This window comes from Paraburkholderia sp. GAS42 (assembly GCF_050436565.1).
Classification (GTDB): Bacteria; Pseudomonadota; Gammaproteobacteria; order Burkholderiales; family Burkholderiaceae; genus Paraburkholderia.
In genome coordinates, this window is record NZ_JBNDML010000003.1 from 272,750 (window position 1) to 294,122 (window position 21,373).

Annotated in this window: 18 protein-coding genes; 12 read left to right on the forward strand and 6 right to left on the reverse strand. The window is 63.6% G+C overall.

The features are described from left to right. The first annotated feature begins 23 nt into the window (after positions 1–23). From hscA to iscX, 3 genes are all read left to right on the forward strand, one after another. Complete coding sequence (gene hscA / locus P3T16_RS06175; protein ID WP_429341580.1) at positions 24–1,895, forward strand: Fe-S protein assembly chaperone HscA; 1,872 nt, start codon at positions 24–26, stop codon at positions 1,893–1,895. A 116-nt stretch (positions 1,896–2,011) separates the two neighbouring features. Further along, on the forward strand, positions 2,012–2,353 hold the full coding sequence (gene fdx, locus P3T16_RS06180) for an ISC system 2Fe-2S type ferredoxin (RefSeq protein WP_429257689.1): 342 nt from the start codon (positions 2,012–2,014) through the stop codon (positions 2,351–2,353). A gap of 15 nt (positions 2,354–2,368) precedes the next feature. Next, positions 2,369–2,566, forward strand: a complete 198-nt coding sequence (gene iscX / locus P3T16_RS06185) for a Fe-S cluster assembly protein IscX (RefSeq protein ID WP_429257688.1) — start codon at positions 2,369–2,371, stop codon at positions 2,564–2,566. A gap of 120 nt (positions 2,567–2,686) precedes the next feature. Here iscX and P3T16_RS06190 read toward each other — a convergent pair whose 3' ends face one another. The 5 genes from P3T16_RS06190 to P3T16_RS06210 form a co-directional block, all read right to left on the reverse strand. Further along, positions 2,687–3,400 carry a glycine zipper 2TM domain-containing protein gene (locus tag P3T16_RS06190; protein WP_429341581.1) on the reverse strand — a complete coding sequence of 238 codons (714 nt, stop codon included), beginning with the start codon at positions 3,398–3,400 and terminating at the stop codon, positions 2,687–2,689. Positions 3,401–3,665: 265 nt separating this feature from the next. Continuing rightward, positions 3,666–5,195 (reverse strand): lysine--tRNA ligase, encoded by a 1,530-nt coding sequence (gene lysS, locus P3T16_RS06195; RefSeq protein ID WP_429341582.1) that lies wholly within the window; start codon positions 5,193–5,195, stop codon positions 3,666–3,668. 160 nt (positions 5,196–5,355) lie between these two features. Next, a protein-coding gene (gene prfB, locus P3T16_RS06200; RefSeq protein ID WP_429341583.1) for a peptide chain release factor 2 occupies positions 5,356–6,460 on the reverse strand; the annotation gives its coding sequence in 2 pieces (ribosomal slippage) (positions 5,356–6,378 and positions 6,380–6,460; 1,104 coding nt in all). A 172-nt stretch (positions 6,461–6,632) separates the two neighbouring features. Then, positions 6,633–8,330 carry a single-stranded-DNA-specific exonuclease RecJ gene (recJ, locus tag P3T16_RS06205; RefSeq protein ID WP_429341584.1) on the reverse strand — a complete coding sequence of 566 codons (1,698 nt, stop codon included), beginning with the start codon at positions 8,328–8,330 and terminating at the stop codon, positions 6,633–6,635. Between the two features lie 28 nt (positions 8,331–8,358). Further along, a complete protein-coding gene (locus P3T16_RS06210) occupies positions 8,359–9,468 on the reverse strand; it encodes a regulator (RefSeq protein ID WP_429341585.1) in 1,110 nt (369 codons plus the stop codon). A 255-nt stretch (positions 9,469–9,723) separates the two neighbouring features. On the opposite strand from P3T16_RS06210, the gene P3T16_RS06215 reads away from it, so the two are divergent. From P3T16_RS06215 to ftsB, 9 genes are all read left to right on the forward strand, one after another. After that, on the forward strand, positions 9,724–10,977 hold the full coding sequence (locus P3T16_RS06215) for a lipoprotein-releasing ABC transporter permease subunit (protein ID WP_429257682.1): 1,254 nt from the start codon (positions 9,724–9,726) through the stop codon (positions 10,975–10,977). After that, positions 10,970–11,719, forward strand: coding sequence for a lipoprotein-releasing ABC transporter ATP-binding protein LolD (lolD, locus tag P3T16_RS06220; RefSeq protein ID WP_429257681.1), 750 nt, complete (start codon positions 10,970–10,972; stop codon positions 11,717–11,719). Before P3T16_RS06215 ends, lolD begins: the two co-directional genes overlap by 8 nt. A gap of 30 nt (positions 11,720–11,749) precedes the next feature. Next, positions 11,750–12,538: a TatD family hydrolase gene (locus P3T16_RS06225; RefSeq protein WP_429341586.1), complete on the forward strand. Its 789-nt coding sequence runs from the start codon at positions 11,750–11,752 to the stop codon at positions 12,536–12,538. 87 nt (positions 12,539–12,625) lie between these two features. Continuing rightward, positions 12,626–15,154 (forward strand): DNA internalization-related competence protein ComEC/Rec2, encoded by a 2,529-nt coding sequence (locus P3T16_RS06230; RefSeq protein WP_429341587.1) that lies wholly within the window; start codon positions 12,626–12,628, stop codon positions 15,152–15,154. A 121-nt stretch (positions 15,155–15,275) separates the two neighbouring features. Then, the gene (locus tag P3T16_RS06235; protein WP_429341588.1) at positions 15,276–16,079 is read left to right on the forward strand and encodes an alpha/beta fold hydrolase; all 804 of its coding nucleotides are present in this window, start codon (positions 15,276–15,278) and stop codon (positions 16,077–16,079) included. Between the two features lie 176 nt (positions 16,080–16,255). Further along, positions 16,256–17,917: a CTP synthase gene (locus P3T16_RS06240; protein WP_429257677.1), complete on the forward strand. Its 1,662-nt coding sequence runs from the start codon at positions 16,256–16,258 to the stop codon at positions 17,915–17,917. Further along, the gene (kdsA, locus tag P3T16_RS06245) at positions 17,914–18,768 is read left to right on the forward strand and encodes a 3-deoxy-8-phosphooctulonate synthase (protein ID WP_429257676.1); all 855 of its coding nucleotides are present in this window, start codon (positions 17,914–17,916) and stop codon (positions 18,766–18,768) included. The genes P3T16_RS06240 and kdsA overlap by 4 nt, the downstream gene beginning before the upstream one ends. A gap of 138 nt (positions 18,769–18,906) precedes the next feature. Next, complete coding sequence (gene eno, locus P3T16_RS06250) at positions 18,907–20,190, forward strand: phosphopyruvate hydratase (RefSeq protein WP_429257675.1); 1,284 nt, start codon at positions 18,907–18,909, stop codon at positions 20,188–20,190. 120 nt (positions 20,191–20,310) lie between these two features. Continuing rightward, entirely contained in the window at positions 20,311–20,742 is a 432-nt protein-coding gene (gene ftsB / locus P3T16_RS06255) for a cell division protein FtsB (protein ID WP_429257674.1), read from the forward strand. A 112-nt stretch (positions 20,743–20,854) separates the two neighbouring features. Here the strand turns inward: ftsB and P3T16_RS06260 are convergent, their stop codons facing one another. After that, positions 20,855–21,223, reverse strand: a complete 369-nt coding sequence (locus P3T16_RS06260; RefSeq protein ID WP_429341589.1) for a hypothetical protein — start codon at positions 21,221–21,223, stop codon at positions 20,855–20,857. Positions 21,224–21,373: the final 150 nt, after the last annotated feature.

The window sequence follows — 21,373 nt, forward strand, 5'->3', positions numbered from 1 at the left end:
CGTTTCCACGAAGAAGATCACAGATGGCTTTACTGCAAATCTCCGAACCCGGCATGGCGCCCGCGCCGCACCAGCGGCGTCTCGCTGTCGGCATCGATCTCGGCACCACGAATTCGCTCGTCGCCGCGGTGCGTAGCGGCGTGCCTGACGTGCTGCCCGACGAAGACGGCCACATGCTGCTGCCGTCCGTGGTGCGATATCTGGAAAAGGGCGGTCGCCGGATTGGCCACACGGCGAAGGCCGAGGCGGCGAGCGATCCGCGTAACACGATCGTGTCGGTGAAGCGCTTCATGGGTCGCGGCAAAAGCGAAGTGGAAGGTGCCGAAAACGCGCCTTACGACTTCGTCGACGCGCCCGGCATGGTGCAGATTCGTACGATCGATGGCGTGAAGAGCCCGGTCGAAGTGTCGGCGGAAATTCTCGCGACGCTGCGTCAGCGCGCGGAAGATTCGCTCGGCGACGAACTTGTCGGTGCCGTGATCACGGTGCCGGCCTATTTCGACGAAGCGCAGCGTCAGGCGACGAAAGACGCGGCGCGTCTGGCTGGCCTGAACGTGCTGCGTCTGCTGAATGAGCCGACGGCTGCGGCGATCGCCTACGGGCTCGATAACGGTTCGGAGGGGTTGTACGCCGTGTACGACCTCGGCGGCGGGACGTTCGATCTGTCGATTCTGAAGCTCACCAGGGGTGTGTTCGAGGTGCTCGCAGCAGGCGGCGATTCCGCGCTCGGCGGCGACGATTTCGACCACGCGCTGTATCGTCACGTGCTTGCACAGGCTGGCATCGCGCCGCAGACGCTGACGGCGGAAGACGTCCGTCTGCTGCTCGACAACGTCCGCGTGACGAAGGAAGCGCTGTCCAGTGCGCCGAACGCGAAGCTCGAAACCACGCTGTCGAACGGCACGAAGCTCGATCTGACGATCGACGAAGCCACCTTCGACACCATCACGAAAGACCTCGTGCAACGCACGCTGGGTCCGACGAAGAAGGCATTGCGCGACGCCAAAGTCACACCCGCCGATATCAAGGGCGTGGTGCTGGTCGGCGGCGCGACGCGCATGCCGGTGATTCGCCGCGCGGTCGAGACGTTCTTCGGCCAGCCGCCGCTGATCAATCTCGATCCCGATCAGGTCGTCGCGCTCGGCGCGGCAATCCAGGCCGATCTGCTGGCCGGCAACCGCAGCGCTGACGGCGATGACTGGCTGCTGCTCGACGTCATTCCGCTGTCGCTCGGCGTCGAGACAATGGGCGGATTGGCGGAAAAGATCATCCCGCGCAATTCGACGATTCCGGTCGCGCGCGCGCAGGATTTCACGACGTTCAAGGATGGCCAGACGGCGATGGCGATTCACGTTGTGCAGGGCGAACGCGAACTGGTGAGCGATTGCCGCTCGCTCGCGCGCTTCGAGCTGCGCGGCATTCCACCGATGGCCGCCGGCGCGGCGCGCATCCGCGTGACGTATCAGGTGGACGCGGACGGCCTGCTGTCGGTGTTCGCGCGTGAACAGCATTCGGGCGTGGAAGCTTCGGTGGTGGTGAAGCCGTCGTACGGTCTCGCTGACGACGAAGTCGCGCGCATGCTCGAGGACAGCTTCAAGACCGCCGAAGTCGATATGCGCGCCCGCGCGCTGCGCGAGGCGCAGGTCGAAGCGCAACGCCTCGTCGAAGCGACCGACGCCGCGCTGGCCGCCGACAGCGAACTGCTCGACGACGATGAACGCGCCCAGCTCGACACGCTGCTCACCGCGCTGCGCGGCGTGGCACAGGGCGACGACGTCGATGCCGTCGAAGCCGCGACCAAAGCGCTCGCCGAAGGCACCGACGAGTTCGCCGCACGCCGTATGAACAAGGGCATTCGCCGTGCGCTGGCGGGCCGCAAGCTCGACGAGATCTAAACCGCTTTAACCCTGAATGATGTGTCGCGCGTCGACGTCAAAAAGACGCGCGTCACCGGTAAAATGGCATGAAGCCTCATTGACGGCGGCGTGCCCAGAGAACGAACGGAAAACGTATGCCTCAAATCGTTGTACTGCCTCACGTTGAACTGTGCCCGGAGGGCGCGGTGATCGAAGCTGTGCCGGGCAAGAGCATCTGCGACAATCTGCTCGAACACGGCATCGAAATCGAGCACGCGTGCGAAAAATCGTGCGCCTGCACGACGTGTCATGTGCTCGTGCGTGAAGGCTTCAACGCGCTCGTGCCGTCGGAAGAAGATGAGGACGATCTGCTGGACAAGGCGTGGGGTCTCGAGCCCGAATCGCGGCTGTCGTGCCAGGCGGTGATGCCGGCCGGCCAGGACCTCGTCGTCGAGATTCCGCGTTACTCGATCAATCACGCGAAGGAAAATCACTGAGAGGAGGCAGCAGCCATGAAATGGACCGACACGCAGGAAATCGCGATGGCCTTGACGGACAAGCATCAGGCCGTCGATCCACAAACGGTGCGTTTCACCGATCTGCACCGCTGGGTGATGGAACTGGAAGGGTTCGATGACGATCCCAACCGCTCGAACGAGAAAATCCTCGAAGCGATCCAGGCCGCATGGATCGAAGATGCGGATTATTGAACGTTGAGTGCCGTTCCGGTCGCGATGACCGGACGAAAAAAAGGCGATTCCACTGGAATCGCCTTTTTCGCTTCTGGCGGAGTTTAAAGCCGGACGACGAACGCCCGGCGCACAGAAGGCTTAACCCGCGACAAGCGTGCCGTTTTCAACACGGACGCGCTGGCCTTGCTGGAACGGCGGCGCATCGTGATAGGTAAAATAGCGCGTCTTGCCGTTTTCCATGCGCACGCGGACTGAATAGCTGGTGGTGCTGCGCAGATGCTTTTCTACCGAGTTACCGGCGAGACCACCGCCGAGTGCACCGAGGACCGTCATCGCCGTCCGGCCATTGCCGCTGCCGAACTGGTTACCGACGACACCACCTGCCACTGCGCCACCGACCGCGCCAATACCCGTGCCGTGACCTTCGGTCTTGACTGCTGAAATGGCTTCGACTGTGCCGCAGCTCTGACAGTACGCCGGCTGTGCAGGCGCCTGCTGGGCGGGCTGCTGCGCGTACTGCGGCTGTTGGGTCGGAGCCGGCGCCGGAGGCGCTTGCGGGGCCGGTTGCTGCTGTGCCTGAGCCTGCTGCTGCTGGACGGCCTGTTGCTGCTGCGGCTGCTGCGCATAGTTGGCCGGATTGGCGGGCTGCGCGGAATCGACGACCGGCGGCTGCGTGCCGACCTGAGCAGCCTGCGATTGATCGGTCTGCGCGTTGTTGCCGCCAGCCTTCGGGAAGACGCCCGTCACCGCCGCCGTGGCGGCCAGTGCCGCGATGATAACGGCACCCGCGGCCGTTGCGACCAGCGGGTGGAGACGGCTTTTTTGCGTGGGTTGCGTGTTGGGATTGTCCATGTGTGACCTCCGTCTGGACAGAGTCGACAGTTTTGTTGAACCAAAGTGTCCGACAATTCGAGCGCCCTAAGGTTTCAAGTTGTAACCATATCCGAAATTGCAGTCCGACGCCGTGCGATGGGCATCTGGCAGATCGGAGTTCTGGCGACACGGGGAAGGAATTGACTGCCGACGGCGCAGCGCAGGGCGCGCAGATTTTACCGATAGTTACAAACCGCCAGACGCGCCCGGCGTTGCACCGGGCGCGTCGCACCAACAAAAACAATCAGTCTTCGCGACGCAGATGCGGAAAGAGAATGACGTCACGGATGCTCGGGCTGTCGGTAAGCAGCATCACGAGACGGTCGATGCCGATACCGCAGCCGCCCGTCGGAGGCATGCCGTATTCCAGTGCGCGAATGTAGTCCGCGTCGTAGAACATGGCTTCCTCGTCACCGGCGTCTTTCTGTTCGACCTGCTTCTTGAAGCGCGCGGCCTGATCTTCCGGATCGTTCAATTCGGAGAAGCCGTTGGCGATCTCGCGGCCCGTGATGAACAGCTCGAAGCGCTCGGTAATGCCTTCGACCTTGTCCGACGCGCGCGCAAGCGGCGACACTTCGATCGGGTAATCGATGATGAAGGTCGGCTCCCACAACTGCGATTCGGCGGTCTCTTCGAACAACGCGAGTTGCAGCGAACCCGCGCCTGCGTTCAGGAACTGCGGCTGCGACGCGTCGACGCCGAACTTCTTCAGTTCCGTGCGCAGGAAGGCGCTGTCCGCAAGTTGCGCGTCGGTGTATTGCGGCGCGAACTTCTGGATCGCCTGCGTGATCGTCAGACGATGGAACGGCTTCGCCAGATCGAGTTCGCGGCCCTGATACGTGATCGTCGCCGTGCCGAGCGAGTCGACCGCAGTCTGGCGGATCAGCTGTTCGGTGAAGTCCATCAGCCACGTGTAATCCGTGTACGCGGCGTAGAACTCCATCATCGTGAATTCCGGGTTGTGACGCGGCGACACGCCTTCGTTCCGGAAATTGCGGTTGATCTCAAACACGCGCTCAAAGCCGCCGACGATCAGCCGCTTCAGGTACAGCTCAGGCGCGATACGCATGAACATCTGCATATCCAGCGCGTTGTGATGCGTGACGAACGGCTTCGCCGTCGCGCCACCCGGGATCGGATGCAGCATCGGCGTTTCGACTTCCATGAAGTTCGCGTCCGACATGAAACGGCGGATCGACGATACGGCCTTCGTGCGTGCGACGAACGTCTTGCGCGCTTCCGGCGTGACGATCAGATCGACGTAACGCTGGCGATAGCGCATTTCCTGGTCGGCGAGACCGTGGAACTTGTCCGGCAGCGGACGCAGCGCCTTCGACAGCAGACGCAGTTCCGTGCAACGCACCGACAGCTCGCCCTTGTTCGTGCGGAACAGCACGCCGCGCGCGGCGACGATGTCGCCCAGGTCCCACTTCTTGAACGCTTCGTACGTTTGCTCACCGACGTCGGCCGGCGTGATGAAGAACTGGATCAGGCCCGAGCCGTCCTTCACCGTCGCGAAGCTGGCCTTGCCCATCACGCGTTTCAACATCATGCGGCCGGCGAGGGCGACCTGAAGCGGATTCGCTTCGAGCGCCTCCTTGTCGGTATCGGCGTATTCCGATTGCAGCGTGGCGGCGTGGTGAGTCGGACGGAAATCGTTCGGATAGGCGACGCCCTGTTCGCGCAGCGCGCGCAGCTTTTCGCGGCGCTCGGCGATGATCTGGTTGTCGTCGATCTCAGGCACGGCGTTCGTCGTCTGGGTCGGTTCGGTCATGATGGTTCGGTATTCTGGGTGGCTCGGATGATGCTGACGGGCTTCGTGACTGCAAGGGCGTCTGGTGCGGTAGCGGCGAACCAGGCAGCGAACTGGGCAGCAGATGGATCGCCGCATCGAAAACGATGCGGCGCGGCAAGTGCTGCCGCGCCGTCGATGCTTACACGCCCTGTTTCAGGCTCGCGCTGATGAACGGGTCGAGGTCGCCGTCGAGCACGCTCTTGGTATTGCTGATTTCGACGTTGGTGCGCAGATCCTTGATACGGCTGTTGTCGAGCACGTACGAACGGATCTGGTGTCCCCAGCCCACATCGGTCTTGCCGGCTTCGAGCTTGTCCTGCTCGGCCTGACGCTTGCGGATTTCCGCTTCGTAGAGACGCGATTTCAGCATCGCCATCGCTTCGGCGCGGTTGCGGTGCTGCGAGCGGTCGTTCTGGCACTGCACGACGATGCCCGACGGCATGTGCGTGATCCGCACGGCGGAGTCGGTCTTGTTGATGTGCTGACCGCCCGCGCCCGACGCACGGTACGTGTCGATGCGCAGATCGGCCGGGTTGATATCGACTTCAATTGAATCGTCGACTTCCGGGTACACGAACACGGAAGTGAACGACGTATGGCGGCCGCCCGACGAATCGAACGGAGACTTGCGGACCAGCCGGTGCACGCCGGTTTCCGTGCGCAGGAAGCCGTACGCGTATTCGCCTTCGATCTTGATCGTCGCGTTCTTGATGCCGGCAACGTCGCCTTCGGTTTCTTCCAGCACCTCGGTCTTGAAGCCCTTACGCTCGCAGTAACGGAGGTACTGGCGCAGCAGCATGGCGGCCCAGTCGCACGCTTCGGTGCCGCCGGCGCCCGCCTGGATGTCGAGAAATGCGTTGTTCGGATCGGCCGCGTTCGAGAACATCCGGCGGAATTCCATGTCGGCGACGCGCTGTTCGATCGAAGCCGCGTCGGTTTCGCAGGAGACGAGCGTTTCTTCGTCGCCTTCCTCGCGAGCCATTTCGAAGAGATCCTGCGTGTCGCGCAGGTCGGTGTCCAGCGCCGTCAGTTTGCCAACGACGTCATCGAGGAGTTTCTTTTCCCGGCCGAGCGCCTGGGCGTGCTTCGAGTCGTTCCAGACGTCGGGATCTTCGAGTTCCCGGTTGACTTCGATCAGACGACGTGCCTTGTCGTCGTAGTCAAAGATACCCCCGTAGCTCGTCCGCGCGGTGGCGCAGGTCTGCCAGAGAGGCTTCGATCGCGTTGAGACGTTCCGCTTCCATGTCGATCTTATGTGGCTTCGTAAAAAGGGGAAATTATAGCCGATTGGCGCTACCCGCCGGGCGCTGATACGTGATCCGGCACGGGTTTTCGGGCGCTTTTTACGTAGTTTGGGGCGTTTTTCCGTCTTTCGACGTGAAAGCGCAGCGGGGCGTGGGGCGTCCCTTCCCGGACTCAGCTCAACGCGTGTTCGACGATCAGCTGCACGCGCGACACGCCATTCCATGTATCGCTCGACAGACGATACGCGACCGTCGTGCGGGCGGGCAGCGTATCGGTGTGGTTGAACCAGATCGCGTTGAAGCGTTGCCGGCCGCGCAGGAGTTGCAGCTTCAGATGCTTGTCCTTCACGAGCGCCTGCGATGCGACCTCGAATTCGCCCGAGAAAACCGGCGCCGGAAAGCCCTGGCCCCAGACGGCGGCGTCGATCATCTCGACGAATTGCGGCGTGAAATAAGCATCTTCCAGATCGCCATCGGTTTCGACAACGCGCGCGAGTGCATTTTCGTTCAGCCATTCGCGGCCGACCGCTTCGAACGCGGCCGTGAAGCGCGGCACGTCGGCGGTAGCGATCGTCAGGCCGGCTGCCATCGCGTGGCCGCCGAATTTGCTGATCAGTCCCGGCTCGCGCTTCGAGATCAGATCGAGCGCGTCACGCAGATGGAAGCCCGGAATCGAGCGGCCCGAGCCTTTGACGAGCGTGCCGCTGTCGTCGGCGAGCGCGAACGTGAATGACGGCCGGTGGAATTTTTCCTTCAGCCGTCCGGCGACGATGCCGATCACGCCCTGATGCCACGTCTCGTTGAAGAGCGTGATCGTCGTCGCGCCGGTCGGGTCGATCGCGGACAGGTCGGCGAGCGCCTGCTGCTGCATGCCGGCTTCGATTTCGCGTCGTTCGCGGTTCATTGTGTCGAGTTGCTGCGCGAGTTCCCACGCGCGGCCGATGTCATCGGTGGTCAGGCACTCGATGCCGAGCGACATGTCCGACAGACGGCCCGCCGCATTCAGCCGCGGCCCGAGTGCAAAGCCGAGATCGAAGCCGGACGCCGCGCGCGCGTCGCGGGCGGCGGCGCGGAAGAGGGCGGCAATGCCCGGCTGCATCTTGCCTTTGCGGATGCGCTGCAAGCCCTGCGCGACCAGCACGCGGTTATTGCCGTCGAGCTTCACGACGTCGGCGACCGTGCCGAGCGCGACGAGATCGAGCAGGCCGTCGAGACGCGGCTCCGGACACGCGTCGCCGAACGCGCCGCGACGGCGTAGCTCGGCGCGCAGCGCGAGCAGCACGTAAAACATGACGCCGACGCCCGCGATGCACTTGCTCGGGAACGTGCAGCCCGGCTGGTTCGGATTGACGATCGCGCGCGCGGCCGGCAGGTCGTCGCCGGGCAAATGGTGGTCGGTGACGAGCACGTCGATGCCGAGCGCATTCGCCGCCTCCACCCCATCGACGCTCGCGATGCCGTTATCGACGGTAATCAGCAGATCGGGCTTGCGTTGTGCCGCCAGCGCGACAATTTCCGGCGTCAGGCCATAGCCATATTCGAAGCGGTTCGGCACCAGATAGTCGATCTGCGCGCCGAACATCCGCAGGCCGCGCACGGCGACGGCGCAGGCGGTCGCGCCATCGCAGTCGTAGTCGGCGACGACGAGCATCCGGCGTTTGCCTTCGATCGAATCCGCGAGCAGGGCGGCCGCGTCTTCACAGCCTTTCAGCGCGGCGGGCGGCACAAGGCGTGCGAGGCCGGTTTCGATCTCGTCGGGCATGCACACGCCGCGCGACGCGTACAGGCGCGCCAGAACAGGGTGCAGGCCGTGGCGGATCAGCGCTTCGGCATCGGCGGGAGAACAGGCGCGCGTAACGATTCGTGTCATGCAGTGAGGCCGGAAGAAATACGGTGAATCATTCGATGAAGAGCGAGGCGAACACGCGCCGCCGCCAGAATTTGCGCAGGTCGCCGCGGGTGATCGTCAACGTCACCGAGCCGGTGTCGCCGCAGAGCGTCAGCCCGAGTTCGCCGAGGCGGCCGGATTGCAATGCTTCCAGCGCAGGCGCGAGCCAGTCGGCTTCGAGCGCGGCGAACGCGTCGTTCCAGCGTGCCCAGTCCTGCTCGATGTAGGGCGAGGAAAACGGATCGATTTCGACCAGGGTGACGGCTTCGGGCGCGTTTGCGGCGACGGCGGCGAGTTCGGCGAATCCGGCGAACGAAGCCGGTGGCGCGCTCGCCTCGACGCCGGCGGTCAAGGCCAGCCCACGCGTCGCCGCCGCATTCGACATCACACGTGCAAACGGACTCTTCACCGGTTGCGCCGCGCCCTGCGCGTGAAACCAGATTGAGTTGACGGCGGGCAGGCCGCGCGCCTCGCGCGCTTCGTTGACCGGATGCTCGAACCAGGCCATCTGCACTTCGTTCTGCAGCTTCATCCACGCGCGCGAACGCTCGCCGGTGTGCGCCACGTGCGGCAGCCAGATTTCGATGTTGCGCCCGCTCGCGCGGAGCGGCGACGCGCCCGCGAGCGAGCCGAACCTGTCGCTCGACAGATACCAGCGCGTCGGCCTGGGCGCCTCGATGCGCACGCCCAGCTCTTCGATCAGCGGACGGGCAACGGCGAGCAGTGTGGCCGCTTCGTCGTCCTGGAGATCGAGCGCTTCGGGATCGATCAGCACGAGGTGATCGTGCGCGATGCGTACGTGGACCGGCTCGATGCACGCCCACGTCGCGTGACCGGGTTCGCCGCCGTCGGCGCGCAGCATGTACGGCGCGAGGGGCGCTTCGTCGGCGGCGGGCTGGGTAGACGAAACGGCGCCGAACTGGCGTGCTACCCAGCGTTCGTGCGGCAGCGTGCGCTGGAAATCTTCTCCGATCACGCGCTCGACCAGCGTCGCACGCGCCACGAGCTTGTCCAGTGCGGGAATCGCGAGGCTGTATAACGCGGTGGAAGCATCGGCGGCCGAAGGCAGCGCGAAGGGCAACAGGAGGTGGAGGCGGGTGGCGTGCATGATGCCCGGCATTGTATGGCAAACTTCGCGGTTGATTGACGACGGTGAGCGGCCTGGCCCGCCGGACGGAACCAGACGAAGCCGGACGAAGCGGGGCGGAAGGCGCCCGGCGGAACCAAACCCATGCGTCGCGGACCCAACGTTCACAGCGTCCGGACCCTGCTAAAGCACACTGCCGCTACTGAAGCAATGAAAGAAGTGGCGCAGCGCGACGGTTTGGCCAGCACACGCTGAAAAGAAGTCGAAGCAATACAGAAAAGGATTCGCTTGAAATTTCCCTACGAATGGCAGATTGGCTGGCGCTACACGCGCGCCGGCAAGCGCACGACCGGCAACGGCTTCATCTCGTTCATCGCGCTTGTGTCGATGTCGGGCATTGCACTCGGCGTCGCGGCGCTGATCGTCGTGTTGTCGGTCATGAACGGCTTCCAGAAGGAAGTGCGCGACCGCATGCTGTCGGTGCTCGCTCACGTCGAAATTTTCTCGCCAACCGGCTCGATGCCGGACTGGCAGTTGACGGCGAAAGAAGCGCGGCTCAACAAGGAAGTGACCGGCGCGGCGCCGTATGTCGAGGCACAGGCGCTGCTGACGCGTCAGGACGCCGTGAGCGGAGTCGCGCTGCGCGGGGTGGAGCCTGCGCTGGAACCGGAAGTGTCGGACATCGGCAAGGAAATGCGGGCCGGCAAGCTGACCGATCTGGTGCCGGGCGACTTCGGCATTGTGCTCGGCGGCGATCTCGCAACCAATCTCGGCGTGCGCACCGGCGACAAGATTACGCTCGTCGCGCCCGAAGGCACGATCACGCCCGCCGGCATGCTGCCGAGGCTGAAGCAGTTCACGGTGGTCGGCGTGTTCGAGTCGGGACATTATGAATACGACAGCACGCTCGCGCTGATCAACATCCGCGACGCAGAGGCGCTGTTCCGGCTGCCCGCGCCGACGGGCGTGCGCCTGCGTCTGAAGGATATGCAGCGCGCGCCGCAGGTCGCGCATGAACTGGCGCGCACGCTCTCGGGCGACCTGTATATCCGCGACTGGACGCAGCAGAACAAGACCTGGTTCTCCGCCGTGCAGATCGAAAAGCGCATGATGTTCATCATCCTCACGCTGATTATTGCGGTGGCGGCGTTCAACCTGGTGTCGTCGCTCGTGATGACGGTCACCAACAAGCAGGCCGACATCGCGATCCTGCGCACGCTCGGCGCGCAGCCCGGCTCGATCATGAAGATTTTCGTCGTGCAGGGCGTGACGATCGGCTTCATCGGTACGGCGACGGGCGTTGCGCTCGGCTGTCTGATCGCGTGGAGCATTCCGTGGCTCGTGCCGATGATCGAACATGCGCTCGGCGTGCAGTTCCTGCCGCCGTCCGTGTACTTCATCAGCGAACTGCCGTCCGAACTGGTGCCGGCCGACGTGATCCGCATCGGCGTGATCGCGTTCGTGCTGTCGGCGCTCGCGACGCTGTATCCGAGCTGGCGTGGCGCGAAGGTGCGTCCGGCGGAGGCGCTGCGTTATGAATGACCGTCCTGTCTCTCAAGTGATGTCCGATATGTCCGGCGAAAGCGCTCCCTATCCTTATGTGCTGGAAGCGACCGGCATCTCGAAGGCCTTCGTGCAGGGCGGCCTGAACGTTCAGGTGCTGAACAATACGCAGCTTTCCGTGCGTCGCGGCGAGAAGCTGGCGATCGTCGGCGCGTCCGGTTCGGGCAAGAGTACGCTGCTGCATGTGCTCGGCGGCCTCGACGATCCAACTGCCGGTCACGTCTCTGTGATGGGCAAGCCGTTCACGAAGCTTTCCGAGCGCGAGCGCAACGATCTGCGTAATCGCGCGCTCGGTTTCGTCTATCAGTTTCACCATCTACTGCCGGAGTTTTCCGCGCTCGACAACGTCGCGATGCCGCTGCGCATCCGTCGCATGACGACCGAAGCCGCGCGGCATGAAGCGCTCGCCGTGCTGGAGCGTGTCGGCATGGCGCATCGGGCGAAGCATCGTCCGGGCGAGCTGTCGGGCGGCGAGCGCCAACGCGTTGCCATTGCGCGCGCGCTGGTCACAAAACCGGCCTGCGTACTCGCCGACGAACCCACTGGCAACCTCGACGGCGGCACGGCGGATACAGTGTTCAACCTGATGCTCGAACTGTCTCAGACGATGGAGACGAGCTTCGTGATCGTCACGCACGATCCGGATCTCGCAGCGCGCTGCGACCGGACGATGCGTCTGCGCGACGGTGTGCTGTACGAAGAGCCGTCGGTTCCTGTGTAACTGTTTGGATTCAAGACGAAAGGCGCGCGCATGTGGATCGATACGCACTGCCATCTCGACGCATCGGAGTTCGATGCGGACCGTGACGCCGTTGCTTCGGCGGCGCACGGGGCGGGCGTGGCGCGCATCGTGATTCCGGGCGTCGCGCGCGAGAACTTCGCGACGGTGCGTGAACTCGCGCATCGCGTCAAAGGCGGTGCATATGCGCTTGGCATTCATCCGCTGTTCACGCCGCGTGCCCAGGAATCCGATCTCGAAGTGCTGCGGATGGAAATCGAAGCGAGCCTTGACGATCCACTGTTCGTCGGTCTCGGTGAAATCGGCCTCGATTTTTTTGTGCCGGGCCTCGATGACGAACGCCAGCAGTTCTTCTATAACGGCCAGCTGAAGCTCGCGTACGAGTTCGATCTGCCGGTGATCTGCCATGTGCGCAAGTCGCAGGATCAGGTGCTGAAGGGCCTGCGGCGCCACTCGGTGCATCGAGGCATCGCGCACGCGTTCAATGGCAGCTTCCAGCAGGCGCAGGCGTTCATCGATCACGGCATGCATCTCGGCTTCGGCGGCAATGTGACCTTCGAACGCTCGCTGCAGATCCGCCGGCTCGCGCAGCAACTGCCGCTCGATGCGATCGTCGTCGAGACCGATGCGCCCGATATTCCTCCTTCCTGGCTGTACAGGGAACGCAACACGCCGGACCAGATTCCCCGCATTGGCGCGAGTCTGGCCGAACTGCGTGGTATCAGCGAAAACGAGCTTGCACTTGGCACAACGGCTAACGCTCACGCGGCGCTGCCGCGACTCGCACTTTCCTCCGCATAATTCACTCTGATGGTTCCCGCCGGGCGGAACTCGCGTCCGGCGCTCTTGCGTCCGATGCACGCGCCCGGCTTCAGTCGAGGAGGCCGGATGCGGGCAGTGTGGTGTGGATTTGCTTTGGGCGTGATGTGGTTGCAGCAACAGGCGGCGTTGCCGGGTTGGGGCGGCTGGTTGCTGATTCTGGTGGTTGCTAGCGTTGCAGCGGTTGTCGCCGGCGCGTTCTCGCGTTGCGTGCAGTTTCGGTTTCGTCTTCGGTCGGCAGTCGTGTGGAGCGCGGTCTGGATGGTGGCTACGTGCGTCGGGTTCGGCTACGCGGCGTGGCGAGCCGAGGTACGGCTGGCGCGGGCGCTTCCCGTTGAGTGGGAAGGTCGGAATGTTGTCGTGCAGGGATACATCAAGGGCCTGCCCGCCACGGATGCAGACAGCGCGCGCTTTCTCTTCACCGTCGAATCGAACGACGCGAACATCGCCATGTTTCCGCGCACGCTCCAGTTGTCGTGGATGGTTGAAGGAACACCACTACCCGTGCTCGAGCCAGGCGCACGCTGGCGTTTGACCGTGCGTCTGAAGCGGGCGCATGGCAATGGGAACTTCGGCGTTCGCGATGCCGAAGCATCGCTGCTGGCGAGAGACCTACGCGCGACGGGTTACGTCACCGCGCCATCGGCGGCCATGCGATTGCCCGGCACAGCAGGTGGCGCGGGAGCCGCGATCGATCGCTGGCGCGCGGCGGTGCGGGCGCGGATCGACACGGCGCTCGCAGACGCGCCTCATCGCGGCATTGTCATCGCACTGGCGGTCGGCGCACAGGATGCGGTCAGCGACGCCGACTGGCTTCTCATGCGCAACACCGGCACCAGCCATCTCGTTGCGATATCGGGTCTGCATATCGGGTTCATAGCGGGGATCGCCGCGTGGTTCGCAGGCGGACTGTGGCGTCGCTCGTGCTTTATCGGGCGTAACTGGCCGCTATGGATTCCCGCGCAGAAAATCTCGCTGGCGACGGGCGCGCTTTTCGCGGCCGGTCATGCCGCGCTGGCAGGATTCAATGTGCCCGCGCAGCGGGCGCTATGGATGCTGGCTGTGGTGGCGCTGGCGTCGATCAGCGGACGAAGCGTCGCGCCTTCGCTGGTGCTCGCGTGGGCGCTCGGACTCGTCCTGCTGATCGATCCGTGGGCGGTCGTGTCGGCGGGTTTCTGGCTGTCGTTCTGCGCGGTGGCCGCGATCCTGTTTGCTATGTCTGGACGCTTGCGCGTGCAGGATCACGAGCGGCGCGATCCTGACCCTGACGCGACACGTCTTGCACGGTTTCGGGGGGCGTGTCTGCGACGGCTGCTGGGCATCAAGGAGCGCATCGCGAGCGGCGCGCATGTGCAGTTCGCGGTCACGGTGGCCCTCGCGCCACTGACCGTCTACTGGTTCGCGCAGATTCCGCTTGTCGGGCCGCTGGCGAATGCGTTCGCGATTCCCTGGGTCAGCCTGTTCGTGACGCCGGCCGTGCTCGCCGGCGTCGCATTGCCGGGGCCGCTCGACGCGTGGGCCTTTCGCGGTGCACACGCGCTGCTTGATCTGCTCGTCGCCGGGCTGCACATGCTCTCGGGTATTTCGTGGGCGATCTGGCGGCTCCCGCAGCCGGGCTCCTGGGCGCTGGCTGCGGCGGCGGTGGGTGTCGCGTGGAGCCTCGCGCCGCGCGGCTGGCCGTTGCGCTGGGCCGCGCCAATTACATGGCTTCCCTTGCTCCTTCCGTCGCCGTCAGGGCCGCCAGCGGGCGCGTTCCGGCTGACCGCGCTGGATATTGGGCAGGGCTCGTCGATTCTCATCGAGACCGCGCATCACACATTGCTGTTCGACGCCGGACCAGGACCGGAGTCGACGCACGCGGGCGAGCGCATCGTCGTGCCATACCTCTACGCAAACGGCGTGAACATGCTCGATACGCTGATGATCAGCCACGCGGATTCGGATCACTCCGGCGGAGCGCCGGCTGTGCTTGCCGGCGTCAAGGTGCGGCAACTGCTGGCGGCGTTGGCGCCGACGAATCCGCTCTGGGCGGACGCGCACGCTGCGAATGCCGATACCGTGTCATGCGCGGCTGGCCAGCACTGGCGCTGGGACGGTGTCGATTTCGCCGTGCTCTGGCCGGACCCCGGCCCACTGCAAGGCAAGCCGAATGCGCATTGCTGCGTGCTGCGCGTCAGCACGGCAGGCGAGGGCGCCGGTTCGAGTGGGAGCGGGCCCGCGATGCAACAGCGCCAGCCGGGCCACCCTTTAGTCGCGCTGCTCGCTGCCGACATCGAAGCGCCCGTCGAGCGCATCCTGCTCGGGCGCGATCCCGATGCACTGCACGCGCAGGTGCTGCTGGTGCCGCATCACGGCAGCAAGACATCGTCGACTGAGCCGTTCCTCGACTCTATCGATCCGCTTGTCTCGGTATTTCAGGTAGGCTATCGCAACCGGTTTCACCATCCGCATCCGGGTGTCTTTTCGCGGTATCTGGCGCGTCACATTGAACTGGCGCGCAGCGATGCCGATGGCGCGGTGCGGATCGAAGCCGCGGGCCCAGGGCTTTCGCTCGAGCGGTACCGCGATACACATCGTCGCTACTGGATGGATCGATGAAGGGCGGTTCATCCGCGGTACGCTGCAAACCCGAAGTACAAACGGCAGAAAGAGTACAGGCAGCACGCGCGGCGCCCCGGAACGCAGACCGGTAAAAAGCAAAAACAGGAGACGACGACGTTTGAAAAACATCATCCACTTCTCGCACGCGAACGGATTTCCCGCGTCGACGTACCGGACGATCTTCGCCGAGCTCGCGGACGGCTACGAACTGCGCTTCATCGAGCGCATCGGTCACGATGCGCACTTTCCGGTGACGCGCGACTGGCCGCATCTCGTCGAAGAACTGCTTGCCGACATCGGCCTGCGCTATGAGCAGCCGGTATGGCTCGTCGGCCATTCGCTCGGTGGCTATCTGTCGCTGATGGCCGCGCTGAAAAAGCCGCAGTGGGTGAAGGGCGTCGTGATGCTCGATTCGCCGGTGATTGCCGGATGGCGGAGTAGCATGCTGCGCGTGTCGCAATGGACGGGCCTTGACGAGAAACTTTCACCCGCCGCCGCGACGCGTACGCGCCGCACGCACTGGGCCAGTCGCGACGAAACCTGGCGCCACTTTCATTCGAAGCCGGCGTTCGCGCGCTGGGACGAGCGCGTACTGTCCGATTACGTCGACTTCGGCATTCCGCAGACTTCCGCAGATGGTGGCCGCACGCTCGCGTTCGACCGTCGCACCGAATACCTGATCTATCGCACCTTGCCGCATACGCTTGGCGCGCGGCTCGCACATGGCGTGCAGGTGCCGGTCGGTTTCATCGCGGGCACGCATTCGAGGGAGATCCGCCAGGTCGGTCTCGATGCGACCCGCCGCGTGGCAGGCGATCGCCTCGAATGGATCGAGGGCAGCCATCTGTATCCAATGGAAAAGCCGCTTGAAACCGCGCGTGCGTTGCAACGGATGCTTCACGAACTGGAGCGCCGCACGTGAGCGCGCGGCGCAGCTGACGGCAAGGTTCACGCCGGCGGCATCCGAACAGATCTGCCCGGGTGGCGAAGCGGCGAGGGCAATGGAAAACGGTGCGGGATCGGGCCAGCGTCGTCGCATATTGCTGGGTTGAGACCCTGCTTTACGGTATAATCCGTTTTTCCCGCGAGCATCCAGCGATGACCAAATATGTTTTCGTCACCGGCGGCGTAGTTTCTTCCCTCGGCAAGGGTATTGCCGCCGCTTCCCTCGCCGCGATCCTCGAATCGCGCGGTCTCAAAGTCACCCTCCTCAAGCTCGATCCTTACATCAATGTCGACCCCGGCACGATGAGCCCGTTTCAACACGGCGAAGTGTTCGTGACGGAAGATGGGGCGGAGACTGACCTCGACCTCGGCCACTACGAGCGCTTCATCAGCACGAAGATGCGCAAGGCCAATAACTTCACCACGGGCCAGATTTACGAGTCGGTGATCCGCAAGGAACGCCGCGGCGATTATCTGGGCAAGACGGTGCAGGTCATCCCGCACATCACGAATGAGATCCAGGCGTTTGTCGAACGCGGCGCGGCTTCCGCGACGTGCGGCGAGCCGGACGTCGCGATCGTCGAAGTGGGTGGCACCGTAGGCGACATCGAATCGCTGCCGTTCCTCGAGGCCGCGCGCCAGATGAGCCTGCGCATGGGCCGCAACAGCGCGTGCTTCGTGCACCTGACGCTTGTGCCGTGGGTCGCCACCGCCGGCGAACTGAAAACCAAGCCGACGCAGCATAGCGTGCAGAAGCTCCGTGAAATCGGCATCTCGCCGCACGTGCTGCTGTGCCGTGCCGACCGTCCCATTCCGGACGACGAACGCGCGAAGATCTCGATGTTCTCGAACGTGCCGGAAGACGCCGTCATTTCCGTGTGGGACGCCGACAGCATCTACAAGATTCCACAGATGCTGCACGACCAGGGCATGGACGAGATCGTCTGCAACGAGCTGAAGCTGTCGCCGAAGCCGGCCGATCTGTCGATGTGGTCGGATCTGGTCGAGAAGCTCGAACACCCGAAACACGAAGTCACGATCGGCATGGTCGGCAAGTATGTCGATCTGACCGAGTCGTACAAGTCGCTGATCGAAGCGCTGCGCCATGCGTCGATCCACACGTCGACGAAGGTCAACATCGAGTACATCGATTCGGAAGAAGTCGAGGCCGACGGTGTCGAGAGCCTCAGGCATCTCGACGCGGTGCTCGTGCCGGGCGGCTTCGGCCGTCGTGGCACCGAAGGCAAGATCAAGGCAATCCGCTACGCACGCGAAGCGAAGGTGCCGTACCTCGGCATCTGCCTCGGCATGCAGCTGGCCGTGATCGAATTCGCGCGCGACGTGGTCGGTCTGAAGAACGCGAACAGCACCGAGTTCGACCAGGCCACAGAGAACCGCGTGGTCGCGCTGATCACCGAGTGGTACGACCGCGAAGGCAAGGTCGAGAAGCGCGACGAAGAGTCGGACCTCGGCGGCACGATGCGGCTCGGTTCGCAACGTTGCCCGATCAAGCCGGGCACGATGGCCTCGGAGATCTACGGCAAGGACGTGAACGAACGTCACCGTCATCGTTATGAAGTCAATAACCGCTTCGTGCCCCAGCTCGAAGCCGGCGGCCTTATCATCAGCGCCCGCACCCCGAGCGAAGATCTGCCGGAAATGATGGAACTGCCGCGCGACATGCACCCGTGGTTCGTCGGCGTTCAATTCCACCCGGAATTCACGTCCACGCCACGTGATGGACATCCGCTCTTCAAGTCATTCGTCGAAGCCGCGCTCGTGCATCATCTGGCGGGCGTCGAGGAGAAAGCATGAAACTGGGCGACTTCGAAATCGGCCTCGACAAGCCGTTTTTCCTGATCGCGGGCACGTGTGTCGTCGAATCCGAACAGATGACGATCGACACCGCCGGCAAGCTCAAGGAAATCTGCGCGAAGCTGAACATTCCGTTCATCTACAAATCGTCGTATGACAAGGCCAATCGCAGCAGTGGCAAGTCGTTCCGCGGTCTGGGCATGGACGAAGGTCTGCGCATCCTGTCGGAAGTGAAGAAGCAGCTCGGCCTGCCGGTGCTCACCGACGTCCACAGCGAACACGAGATCGAGCAGGTCGCGTCGGTCGTGGACGTGCTGCAGACGCCGGCGTTCCTGTGCCGTCAGACCGATTTCATCCACGCGTGCGCGCGTTCGGGCAAACCGGTCAACATCAAGAAGGGCCAGTTTCTCGCGCCACACGACATGAAGAACGTGATCGACAAGGCGCGCGACGCAGCACGCGAAGCCGGCCTGTCGGAAGACCGCTTCATGGCCTGCGAACGCGGCGTGTCGTTTGGTTATAACAACCTGGTTTCGGACATGCGCTCGCTCGCGATCATGCGCGAAACCAACGCGCCGGTCGTCTTCGACGCGACTCACTCGGTGCAGTTGCCGGGCGGGCAGGGCACGAGTTCTGGCGGCCAGCGCGAATTCGTGCCGGTGCTGGCACGTGCGGCGGTTGCAACGGGCGTCGCCGGTCTCTTCATGGAAACGCATCCGAATCCGGCACAGGCAAAGTCGGACGGCCCGAACGCTGTGCCGTTGCATCGCATGGCCGATCTGCTCGAGACGCTGCTGACGCTCGATCAGGCCGTCAAGCGCGCGCCGTTCCTCGAAAGCGATTTCAACTAATGCAGTCGCTCGCAGCGTGTCAGCCGGCGCGCTGCGAGCAGGTCGAATGGTCGTCGAAAGCATCCAGGCGCGAGCGGATTTTCTGCGCAACGGATGCAGTTTCACCGTCAGAATCCAACGTCATTTCTTGAGGAAACCATGAGTGCTATCGTAGATATCATCGGTCGCGAGATTCTCGATTCGCGAGGCAACCCCACCGTCGAATGCGACGTGTTGCTCGAATCGGGCACGATGGGCCGCGCGGCAGTGCCGTCGGGCGCATCGACGGGTTCGCGCGAAGCCATCGAGCTGCGCGACGGCGAAACAGGCCGCTACGGCGGCAAAGGCGTGTTGAAGGCCGTCGAGCACATCAACACCGAAATCTCCGAAGCGATCATGGGCCTCGACGCATCGGAACAGGCTTTCCTCGACAAGACGCTGCTCGAACTCGACGGCACCGACAACAAGTCGCGCCTCGGCGCGAACGCGATGCTGGCCGTTTCGATGGCCGTCGCGAAGGCTGCGGCTGAAGAAGCCGGCCTGCCGCTGTACCGCTATTTCGGCGGCTCGGGCGCGATGCAACTGCCGGTGCCGATGATGAACATCGTCAACGGTGGCGCGCATGCGAACAACAGCCTGGACATCCAGGAATTCATGATCGTGCCGGTCAGCCAGCCGACGTTCCGTGAAGCATTGCGTTGCGGCGCTGAAGTGTTCCACGCGCTGAAGAAGATTCTGAGCGACCGCGGCATGAGCACGGCAGTGGGTGATGAAGGCGGCTTCGCGCCGAACTTCGGCAGCAACGACGAATGCCTGTCGACGATCCTGCAAGCCATTGAAAAGGCCGGCTATCGCGCGGGCGAAGACGTGCTGCTCGCGCTCGACTGCGCAGCGAGCGAGTTCTACCACGACGGCAAGTACCAGTTGGCCGGCGAAGGCCTGCAACTGTCGTCGACGGAATTCGCGGACTACCTCGGCGCGCTCGCCGACAAGTTCCCGATCGTGTCGATCGAAGACGGCATGCACGAAAGCGACTGGGAAGGCTGGAAGATTCTTACAGACAAGCTCGGCAGCAAGATCCAGCTGGTCGGCGACGATCTGTTCGTGACGAACACGCGCATCCTGAAGGAAGGCATCGAGAAGGGCATCGCGAACTCGATCCTGATCAAGATCAACCAGATCGGTACGCTGACGGAAACCTTCGCGGCCATCGAAATGGCGAAGCGCGCTGGCTACACGGCTGTGATCTCGCACCGCTCGGGCGAAACCGAAGATTCGACGATCGCCGATATCGCAGTTGGCCTGAACGCCGGTCAGATCAAGACGGGTTCGCTGTCGCGTTCGGATCGCATCTCGAAGTACAACCAGTTGCTGCGTATCGAAGAAGATCTCGGCGATATCGCCAGCTACCCGGGCAAGTCGGCGTTCTACAATCTGCGCTAATCGCGCGACGATTGTGCTCTGAGCGCGAATTCGACCTTTGAACCGGTCACACTTCGTTTCTGGATCAGCCCGCCGCCCTGCGTATAGCGCAGGGCGGCGCGTATTATTTGTGCTCTCTTCATGCGGCTTGTTACTGTCGTTTTGATCGTCCTGCTGGCGCTGATCCAGTACCCGCTCTGGTGGGGGCATGGTGGCTGGCTGCGCGTGCACGAACTGCAGGAGCAGCTTGCGCTCCAGCAAAAGAAGAACGCGGACGCGAAGCTGCGTAACGAGCGTATCGATGGCGAAGTGCACGATCTGCAGAACGGCACGGCGGCTGTCGAAGAGCGCGCGCGTTACGAAATGGGCATGGTGAAGGACGGCGAAGTGTTTGTGCAGTTCGTGTCGCCGAACGCGCCGTTGCCTGCTGCCACTACGCCTTCGGCAACGACGTCGACACGTGGTGAAGTGTCGGCCGCGCCGCTGCATGTGGTGCCGAATCCGGAATCGCGCGCGAAGCCGGACAAGAAGCACGCCGCGAAGAAGGATCCGAAACAGAAGGGCGCAGGTTGATGTGCGGCCTGGAAAAACCGTAGTCGACTTCGTCTCAGGTTTCAACCACGAAAAAGCCGCCCATCGGGCGGCTTTTTTTACGGCTGACGGATGCGTTTCCGGGCGCGTCAGGTTACCAGCCCCAGCCCGTTCCGAAGCCCACGCCCGAACCCCAGCCATGCCCCCATCCGCCGCTGTAGTAGCTGCCGTAGACGCTCACGGGCGGCGTGTAATACCTTGACCACGCCTCTGCTGCAGCCTCAGCGGCCATCGACTGGTTTTGCTCCGCGAGCACCTGCCGGTCGATCGCGTCGTAGCGGGCGCGTTCTTCAGGCGTCAAGGGTTGGGCGGTCGCCGATACGCCCGACTGGTCGGCCGGCAGGCGACTGTAGATCGGGGAAGGGCCGGGCGGGTCCATGACGCAGCCGGTCAACGCGGCACTGCCAGCGACGACGGATAGCGCCACAAGAATCCGGACGGAACAAATCAGCGAGGGTTTCATGTCAGCCTCCATCGGCGGGACGCCCGGAATAGTCCGTGTAAAAGTGGCGCCGCCAATGTTCAACCTGGGTTCAACGCAGGGTTGAACGCAAATGTGAGCCATAAGACGCCGCCATCCATACTTGACCAGGAAGGCGGCGCGTTTCAGATT

Excerpts from the sequence above, each read along its gene's own strand:
- hscA (WP_429341580.1), top strand. The coding sequence starts at position 24 with ATGGCTTTACTGCAAATCTCCGAACCCGGCATGGCGCCCGCGCCGCAC.
- fdx (WP_429257689.1), top strand. The coding sequence starts at position 2,012 with ATGCCTCAAATCGTTGTACTGCCTCACGTTGAACTGTGCCCGGAGGGC.
- iscX (WP_429257688.1), top strand. The coding sequence starts at position 2,369 with ATGAAATGGACCGACACGCAGGAAATCGCGATGGCCTTGACGGACAAG.
- P3T16_RS06190 (WP_429341581.1), bottom strand. The coding sequence starts at position 3,400 with ATGGACAATCCCAACACGCAACCCACGCAAAAAAGCCGTCTCCACCCG.
- lysS (WP_429341582.1), bottom strand. The coding sequence starts at position 5,195 with ATGACCGAACCGACCCAGACGACGAACGCCGTGCCTGAGATCGACGAC.
- recJ (WP_429341584.1), bottom strand. The coding sequence starts at position 8,330 with ATGACACGAATCGTTACGCGCGCCTGTTCTCCCGCCGATGCCGAAGCG.
- P3T16_RS06210 (WP_429341585.1), bottom strand. The coding sequence starts at position 9,468 with ATGCCGGGCATCATGCACGCCACCCGCCTCCACCTCCTGTTGCCCTTC.
- lolD (WP_429257681.1), top strand. The coding sequence starts at position 10,970 with ATGAATGACCGTCCTGTCTCTCAAGTGATGTCCGATATGTCCGGCGAA.
- P3T16_RS06225 (WP_429341586.1), top strand. The coding sequence starts at position 11,750 with ATGTGGATCGATACGCACTGCCATCTCGACGCATCGGAGTTCGATGCG.
- P3T16_RS06230 (WP_429341587.1), top strand. The coding sequence starts at position 12,626 with ATGCGGGCAGTGTGGTGTGGATTTGCTTTGGGCGTGATGTGGTTGCAG.
- P3T16_RS06240 (WP_429257677.1), top strand. The coding sequence starts at position 16,256 with ATGACCAAATATGTTTTCGTCACCGGCGGCGTAGTTTCTTCCCTCGGC.
- kdsA (WP_429257676.1), top strand. The coding sequence starts at position 17,914 with ATGAAACTGGGCGACTTCGAAATCGGCCTCGACAAGCCGTTTTTCCTG.
- eno (WP_429257675.1), top strand. The coding sequence starts at position 18,907 with ATGAGTGCTATCGTAGATATCATCGGTCGCGAGATTCTCGATTCGCGA.
- ftsB (WP_429257674.1), top strand. The coding sequence starts at position 20,311 with ATGCGGCTTGTTACTGTCGTTTTGATCGTCCTGCTGGCGCTGATCCAG.
- P3T16_RS06260 (WP_429341589.1), bottom strand. The coding sequence starts at position 21,223 with ATGAAACCCTCGCTGATTTGTTCCGTCCGGATTCTTGTGGCGCTATCC.